At 70.0% G+C, this 6,871-nt stretch carries 10 protein-coding genes; 2 read left to right on the forward strand and 8 right to left on the reverse strand.

All coding sequences use genetic code 11. The features are described from left to right. Positions 1 to 180: 180 nt before the first annotated feature. The gene (locus WEB03_RS14540) at positions 181 to 354 is read right to left on the reverse strand and encodes a hypothetical protein (protein ID WP_368071639.1); all 174 of its coding nucleotides are present in this window, start codon (positions 352 to 354) and stop codon (positions 181 to 183) included. 80 nt (positions 355 to 434) lie between these two features. Then, positions 435 to 2,192, reverse strand: a complete 1,758-nt coding sequence (locus WEB03_RS14545) for an SEC-C metal-binding domain-containing protein (protein WP_368071640.1) — start codon at positions 2,190 to 2,192, stop codon at positions 435 to 437. A 142-nt stretch (positions 2,193 to 2,334) separates the two neighbouring features. Here WEB03_RS14545 and WEB03_RS14550 point away from each other — a divergent pair, with 142 nt between their 5' ends. Then, entirely contained in the window at positions 2,335 to 2,493 is a 159-nt protein-coding gene (locus tag WEB03_RS14550; protein ID WP_368071641.1) for a hypothetical protein, read from the forward strand. Positions 2,494 to 2,558: 65 nt separating this feature from the next. Here the strand turns inward: WEB03_RS14550 and WEB03_RS14555 are convergent, their stop codons facing one another. From WEB03_RS14555 to WEB03_RS14580, 6 genes are all read right to left on the reverse strand, one after another. Then, on the reverse strand, positions 2,559 to 2,825 hold the full coding sequence (locus tag WEB03_RS14555; protein ID WP_368071642.1) for a hypothetical protein: 267 nt from the start codon (positions 2,823 to 2,825) through the stop codon (positions 2,559 to 2,561). Continuing rightward, complete coding sequence (locus WEB03_RS14560; RefSeq protein ID WP_368071643.1) at positions 2,825 to 3,511, reverse strand: RelA/SpoT domain-containing protein; 687 nt, start codon at positions 3,509 to 3,511, stop codon at positions 2,825 to 2,827. The genes WEB03_RS14555 and WEB03_RS14560 overlap by 1 nt, the downstream gene beginning before the upstream one ends. Positions 3,512 to 3,670: 159 nt before the next feature. Then, entirely contained in the window at positions 3,671 to 4,216 is a 546-nt protein-coding gene (locus WEB03_RS14565) for a hypothetical protein (RefSeq protein ID WP_368071644.1), read from the reverse strand. Then, positions 4,217 to 4,564, reverse strand: coding sequence for a hypothetical protein (locus tag WEB03_RS14570; RefSeq protein ID WP_368071645.1), 348 nt, complete (start codon positions 4,562 to 4,564; stop codon positions 4,217 to 4,219). 348 nt (positions 4,565 to 4,912) lie between these two features. Then, positions 4,913 to 5,122 (reverse strand): hypothetical protein, encoded by a 210-nt coding sequence (locus WEB03_RS14575; RefSeq protein WP_368071646.1) that lies wholly within the window; start codon positions 5,120 to 5,122, stop codon positions 4,913 to 4,915. A gap of 384 nt (positions 5,123 to 5,506) precedes the next feature. Then, complete coding sequence (locus WEB03_RS14580; protein WP_368071647.1) at positions 5,507 to 6,145, reverse strand: helix-turn-helix domain-containing protein; 639 nt, start codon at positions 6,143 to 6,145, stop codon at positions 5,507 to 5,509. Positions 6,146 to 6,392: 247 nt separating this feature from the next. On the opposite strand from WEB03_RS14580, the gene WEB03_RS14585 reads away from it, so the two are divergent. Further along, positions 6,393 to 6,871, forward strand: a 479-nt coding sequence (locus WEB03_RS14585; RefSeq protein ID WP_368071648.1) for a DNA methyltransferase, incomplete at its 3' end; no start/stop codon positions are given.

A 6,871-nucleotide genomic window follows, 5' to 3' on the forward strand; every position in this document is an offset into this window, starting at 1 on the left:
CATCGTGTCGTGGTGGAGCAGGTGCATCGATCCCCCGAACGGTCGGCTCCGCCGACCGTAGACCCCACCTGTGACATCTCCCGGATCCCCGGGGGAGGCCGGGCGGGGAGCTGTGGACGAGCCGACCCGGTTCGCCGCGCCCCGTTCGCCCCAGCCCGGTGCGCCTCAGCCCGGTGCGCCTCAACCCGAGGTGTCTGGTGCCGGTGAGCGCGTCTCGCCGAGCCAGGCCGCGATCGCCTCGGCCGAGGGATCGTCGGTGAGGAGGTCGACGAGGCTGCGTCGCCGATCCTCCTCGACGCGCATCGCGGCGCCCATCTGCCACTCCTCGCCCACCGGCAGGAGGTGGGTGAGCAACGTCGTGCCGACCGTGAGCGTCCGGGAGCCGGTCCGCTCACGGACCGCGATCCGCGCGTCGCTGCTCAGGTCGAGCAGGGTCAGCCCTCCCCTGGGGTGATGTCGATGACCTCGTAAGCGCCGGCGCGCACGTCCGACCGACCCGTCACCGTGGGCCGCTCTTCGGCCGGGAGGAGCGGTCCGCGGTCGCGGAGGAAGCCGGCGAGCAGGCCACCATCGAAGGTGGCGAGGCGGCCGATCATCGGGTCGTACAGGCGCGCGACGATCGCGTCCTCGTCGGAACCCGCCGCGGTCAGCGCGAGTCCCATGATGTGGACCCGTTGGGCCGGCCTGCGGACGTAGACGTCGAGCTTGGCGAGCACGAACCCGAGCCGGTCGGCGACCGACAACCCGGGGGAGCGCAGGCAGCAGACCTTGAACTTCCGACCCGAGCCGCACGGACAGGGGTCGTTGCGTCGCGTCCCGGACGGCGGCGACGACCCGGCGAGGAGCGCCTCCATCCTGACCCGCTGCGGGTCGTCGTGGTCCACCCCGAGCCGGCGGAGGAGGCGCAGCACCTCGCGCGGCTCGCCCCGGTCCTCGGCGTACCAGGCGGCGTCCTCGAGCGCCGGTTCGAGATCCTCGTCGAGTTGCAGCGCTCGTTCGAGCGCCGCCTGGGCAGCTTCCGGCTCACCTCGGATCTCGGCGACCCGTGCGAGCTGGTAGTGCGCAGGGGCGGCCCGCCGGCCACGTGCGTGGCGGAGCACGATCTCGGCGACCCGTTCGAGCCCGTCGGCGTCCTCGGCCTGCCGGCCGATGCCGAGCGCCTCGGTGGCGAACGCCGCGGCCACGCCCGGCTCGCCGAGCGCGGCGGTGGCCGCCTCCGCAACCCCGGGGTCGTCGAGCGCGTCGCCGGCACCCAGCACCGCCCCCTGGTGGATCGTCATGAGCAGCGACAACGACTCGGCACCGCGCACGTCGAGGTCGTGGAACTCGGCGAGCTCCGCGACGATGCGAGCGCCATCCAGCGCACCCGGCTCCTGCCCACTGGGGTCGTCGGCGAACGGGACGTCGTTGGGGTGGTCGAAGTCGGTGCCCCACGCGAAGCAGGCTGCGCGGGGCAGCAACCACACACCCACGTCGGTGAACCGGTCGACGCGGTCGACCACGCCGGCGACGCGCCAGCCGCGGAGCGCTACCTCGAAGCCGGCAGCGAGCACGGGCACGTCGTCAGGGTCGACCGGGTCGTCCTCGATCTCGGGGCACGTCGAGCTGTAACGCACGAGCGCGTCGGCGTCGGCCTCTGTGCCGGGACCGCGGCGGACCAGTTCGACGATCGCCCCGAGCCAGTCGACGTGCTCGAGGGTCATCAAGCTGGCCTGGTCCTCGGGGGACAGGCCGGGGTCCTCGCGGAGCTCGATCGTCGCCGCGACGAGGTCGTAGAGGAGATCCTCCTCCGCGATGGCGCCCCCTCCCGGGCGCCAACGAAGGTCCTCGGCGACCCCCGCGGCGCGGCGCATCCAGGTCGCGTCGGGGTCTCCAGCGAGGAGCGCGTCGTGCAGGCCGGCCCCCGCCTCCGGCATGCTGGTCGGTGATGGTGAGTGTCGGTGCTCGGCGAGGTGCTCGCGGAGGAACGCTCCTGCCTCGCGAGCGATCTCGTCCCAGGCATCCAGCCACGCGTCCTCGTCCTCGTAGCCATCCTCGAGGTAGGCGGCAGCGAGCTCATCCTCGATGGATCCGGCCCCGATGTCGATGGGGGCGCCGCTCGTGCCGTCAGCGGTGTGGTCGCCTCGCCCACCGGTGGAGAGCGGTACCACCTCGGCGTCGTCGTGGCCGGCCTGCGGATCGTTCTCCGTCACGGACTCGCCGAACGTCTCTTGAGGGGGCGCAACAGCGTGACGACCACCGCCGACCAGCGGCGGCAACGGCACGTACCGTTTTCCAGATATCCGAAGTTTATCGAGCTGCGAGAACCTGCTCGAGGGGGCCGCCGACAGCGGCATGCTTGACGCCGATCCGACCGATCTGCTGGTCGCGCTCGGTGAAGCCGCTCGTGAGCACTCGACCGGCGTGATCCTCCTGCTCGACGAGATCCAGCTGCGTCTGTTCAGTTCCCCGAGATCGCGAGCCTCGTACCGCAGGACGCTCGCCAGGGCATAACGCCTACACGTCCCGTAGTTCGACCGCTACCTGAACTCAGTGGGACTCGTTGGAAGACCTCGGCCTCAGCGCGAGGTTGGCAGCCCGGCCAGGTACTTGCTGATAGCCACTGTGCCGTCGAAGTAGTTCCCGTGGGTGACCTTGACCGTCTCCATCGAGTCGGAGCCGACGAGAACAACCTCTACCTGGTCGTTGGCTTCGTACTGCCGCTCCGTCTTCCCGTAGGCGCCAAGCGCGACATCGACACGGGTGAACTCACGCTGGTCGATTAGCTCGCCCTTCGTGTGGTCGAAGACCAACAGGAAGTGCCGAAGCGGGGTGCCCTTCGCCATCATCGTCCTCCGAAGACCTCGTCAGCGGCCGCCCGTAGCTCACGGATCTGGTTGGAGAGTACACGCGGCACGGGTTCCCCGCGGTCCTCGTAGGCCATGGCCTCGGCTGCTGCGGCCATGAACTTGAGGACGGTCTCAGGTCCGAGACTGCTCTTGAGGTCTGCCCGAATCGAGCTACCCAGCCCCTCCATGGTCTCGGCCCAGGCGTGCTGGCTCCGCGTTCGGATCTGGACCTCGACGCGCATTCCCCCGTGCCACGTAACGATGTGGAACGCCCGGTACCCGGAATCCTTGGGATCATCGACGTAGTCGTACTCCTTGACGATGCCTTCCCGTGGCGGGCGTTCGCGGTATCGCTCGACGAGCCGCTGCTGGTCTTCGAGGGTGTCGACGACTGCCCGGCACCCTGCGATGTCGTGCATCCGGTCCAGCCGCATGCCGCCCTCGCGACGCAGCTTGTCCACGATCGTGGCCATCCGCTTGTGCCGTTGCGTGACCCTGGGCGGCGGGCCCACCACGGTCTGATAGCGAGACCTCAACCCCATGGTCGCCTTGCCGAGCGCGTCGGCATGACGTGCCCGCCACCATTCGGCCACGTCGATCGCGCTGAGGAGTTCCTGGACGTCGTGGTCGCCATGGTCAGGTAGCAGGAGCCAGTCACGGATCGTCTCGCCAGCTCGCTTCACCTCACCTTTCGTGTGCAGGTCCGGCGGCGGCCTGGGCGCAGCTGACCTCGGCATGCGCCCCCCTTCCCCATCCTTGTCCGAGCGGCAGGCCGCGGACCCTAGCTAGAGGGTCACGGACGGACGCGAAATCGCCTGAGCCAGCGATCACCGGCTCGCTGTCTAGGTGCCTTCCTCTGGTTCGTAGATGGGTTCTCCCCACCATCGGCGTGCGAGCTGGTTGGCTGCGGCGAGCCGGCGTGCTTCCTCGCGCTCCCCATGGAAGGCCGGCCCGAGCCGGTTGGCCAGCACCTCGAGGACGAGCGACTTGGGTGCCATCCTGCCGCTGCCGACCGGTTCGGCGTACGCGAGGGTCGTGACGAGGATGAGGCGGTCCAGCCGCTTCTCGAACTCGCGACGGCGCTTGCGAGGCACTGCCCACGTGCTGACCTCGAGCCGCCGCAGCGTGGAGTAGTACCGCTGGTAGTCCAGGTTCGCAGCCGAGTCGAGGGCGACAACGTTGACCTGGGGGTCGATCAGGCTGCCGGCCACCAGGCCGGCACGGTCGTCGACGTAGTGGACGTCATCCTCGACCCGCTCACGTCGCCGCAGCTTCGCAGCCCGCCGCTCCGCGACCCAGCTCCCGAACATCGCGAGCAGACCACCCAGGGTCGCGCCGGCCGCTGCCGAACCGAACGCGATCAGCGCCGCCGACTGCCCGTCCGCCACTCACGGCCCTTCCAGCTGGTTGAGATCCTCCTGCGGCGCGCCAGCCATGCGCAGCTGGTCCCGCGTAGCGCCGTCGTCCGTGTAGGCCTCCATCACCCTACGCACTTCGCTGGCGCCGTAGAGCAGCTCCGCCGCCAAGTGGCGGTCATCCCACCCGTACAGCTGGCACTGTGCCCGTAGCGCGTCGTGCCATGGCAACAGTGCTATGAGGACGACCGCCGCTTCGGTGCCGGCGGACGTGCCGAGCTGCAACTCAACTATCTGTTCGTCGTCGGTGGGCCGCGCAGTCTCAGCACGCAACATCCGCTCGAGGGCGTACCCGGTCCCGTGGGTGAACGCCGACAACAAGCTGTAGACCGTCTGGCCGACGCGGCCCTCTTCGCCGAGCAGCCGGTTCAGCAGGCCGGTGACGTCCGGCGGGTTGTCACCCTTCCTCGGATGAAGTCCTTCCCGGCCCGCTGCGCTGAGGAGAGGCCCACGCCGTGTGTCTGCATGCTCGTGCGCAGCGGCCGCGCCGACACGCCGGATCTCCTGCAGGCTGGCGAGACGCTCTGCGAGGCCACGTCGAGCCCGCAGCTCGGCCGTCAGGTCCGGATCGAGCAGCCACCACGCCCGCGCTGCGACCTCCGCCGTGGTCCTCGCGAGCGAGTACGTGGCGTACAGCGTTGTCGGCTGGGCGACCAGCAGCGTGATCGCCTACAGGTGGTCCTCGGCGGTCACGAGCCGGAGCCACGCCAGGCTGACGGCGTCGATGAGGTGTTGCCGCCGCCGTCCCGCGGTCTCCGCGAGCTCGACCGCGAGTTGCGACCCGTCGACCGGTGCGCGGCCGTACCTCTCCCGGAGCAGCTCGACCTGACCGAGCGCCCGCGAGAGGTAGGTCATCCCCTGCTCGAGTGCGTACGGCATCCCGACCCTCGCCTTGGCGAGCGACCGTAGCGGTGGCCCACTGCCGGCGGCCTTCAGCTCGGCGAGAGCCTCGATGGCCTGGCGGCATCGGCAGCCCCCGAGACCACCGCTACCAGCAGGAGCACGAGCCCCTCGTCCACGGGCACCTCCCTTCCTTGTCGCGCGCCCGGGCCGTCGTGCCGGGCGGGCCGTGCAACCCGAAGGAACCATCCTCAGCTCAGAGGCAGTGCCTACAGCCCGTCCGAGGGCTCATGATCGACCGGTGGCCGAGCTCGTGTGCGATGGCGTCGGCTGCGAACTCGCACGGGCCTGCGACGTGGTGGCCGATCTCGTGCGCGAACGTGAAAGCGACCTCGTTTGGTCCACCGGCGGCCATGAGCCTGTCTAGGTCGAGGTAGAGATCACCGGCGCCCGCCCACCAGTGGGACGTTCAGCGGGCAGGTCTCCCGCGTCGACGAGGGCGTACACGGTGTTGCGGTGCACGCCGAGCAGGGTGGCGACCTCGGCCGGCCGGAGTGCCTCCCCGAGCTCGGTCACCGTCGGAGCGTAGGTTCGCTCCTCGGCCATCACGTGCCGGACGGCATCGACCACGACCTCACGGATCAGCCGTTTCAGGTGCTCCTCGAGACCGTCCATCACCCGGCCCCCACGGTGCCGCTGGCGGACGCACGCCGTCGCCGGGACCATCAGGTAGGGCCCGGTCCCCCCTGCAGCACGTGCGAGCAGCTCCACGGGGGTGACGGTGCGGGGCGTGTGGTGTCCGTGGAACCAGCGGATCAACTCACGGAGTGCCCCTGAGCGGCCGCACGCTGCTCCAGGTCCCGCAGGTTGTGCAGGCCGGTGCGTTGCAGGATGCGACCGGAACTCGTCGAGCATCACTCGCGCCTCCGCACGTTCCCCGACCAGCGCCGCTGGCGTGGCGGGGACCTTCCTGAGCGCCCGCAGGCCCTCGAGGGTCAGCGTGTAGGGCACCGGGTCGGCCTCGGCCTGGCAGGTGCCCTGGTCATCGGTAGCGTTCATCATGGTTCCAGCTCCTTCACAGCTGTCGTTCCTGCCCCGTCCGGCTCCACCCGGACGGGGCGCTCCTACACCGCGACGCGACCGTCACGGTGGTACTGCTCGTGCTCAGCCTGAAGCGTCGTCTGCCCGAGCTTCTCGTTCCGTCGAAACGGCAGCGGCCTGGCGAGGTGTGATGCCCCCGTTCGGTCCGGCAGAGGCCGGTGAGGCGCGCTCGGGTAGGGTCCGGCCCGCCACGAGGGAGCGAGTCGGGATGGGGTACGACGGGCCCGCGGGTCGGCTCGAACTGACCTGGACCAACAAGCACCTGCGCCTCATCGACCGGCTCGACGGCGGCTACGACTGGGTCGACCCGGCCGACCGTCGCGTCGCCGAGGTACGCCTCCTGCGCGACCGCGCGACGGTCGGTGAGATGGGTGCCCTCCGTGCCGACGACAACCTCGTCGTCCAGGGTGACGCGCTCGCGGCGCTCCGGGCGCTGACCGAGCTGCCCGAGTTCGCCCCGGAGTACGTCTGCAAGGTGCGGCTGATCTACGTCGACCCGCCGTTCAACACTGGGCAGAGCTTCACCCACTACGAGGACGCGCTCGAACACTCGGTGTGGCTCACGATGTTCCGTGACCGGCTGCTGCAGCTCAAGAAGCTGCTGAGTCCCGATGGCAGCATCTGGGTCCACCTCGACGACACCGAGGTCCACCGCGCCAGGTGCGTCATGGACGAGGTCTTCGGCCC

The organism is Nitriliruptor sp. (assembly GCF_040882075.1).
Taxonomy (GTDB): Bacteria; Actinomycetota; Nitriliruptoria; order Nitriliruptorales; family Nitriliruptoraceae; genus Nitriliruptor.

Bases quoted from the DNA above. Each gene is read 5' to 3' on its own strand.
- WEB03_RS14550 (WP_368071641.1), top strand. From the start codon at position 2,335: ATGCTTGACGCCGATCCGACCGATCTGCTGGTCGCGCTCGGTGAAGCC.
- WEB03_RS14555 (WP_368071642.1), bottom strand. From the start codon at position 2,825: ATGGCGAAGGGCACCCCGCTTCGGCACTTCCTGTTGGTCTTCGACCAC.
- WEB03_RS14575 (WP_368071646.1), bottom strand. From the start codon at position 5,122: ATGCCGTACGCACTCGAGCAGGGGATGACCTACCTCTCGCGGGCGCTC.
- WEB03_RS14580 (WP_368071647.1), bottom strand. From the start codon at position 6,145: ATGATGAACGCTACCGATGACCAGGGCACCTGCCAGGCCGAGGCCGAC.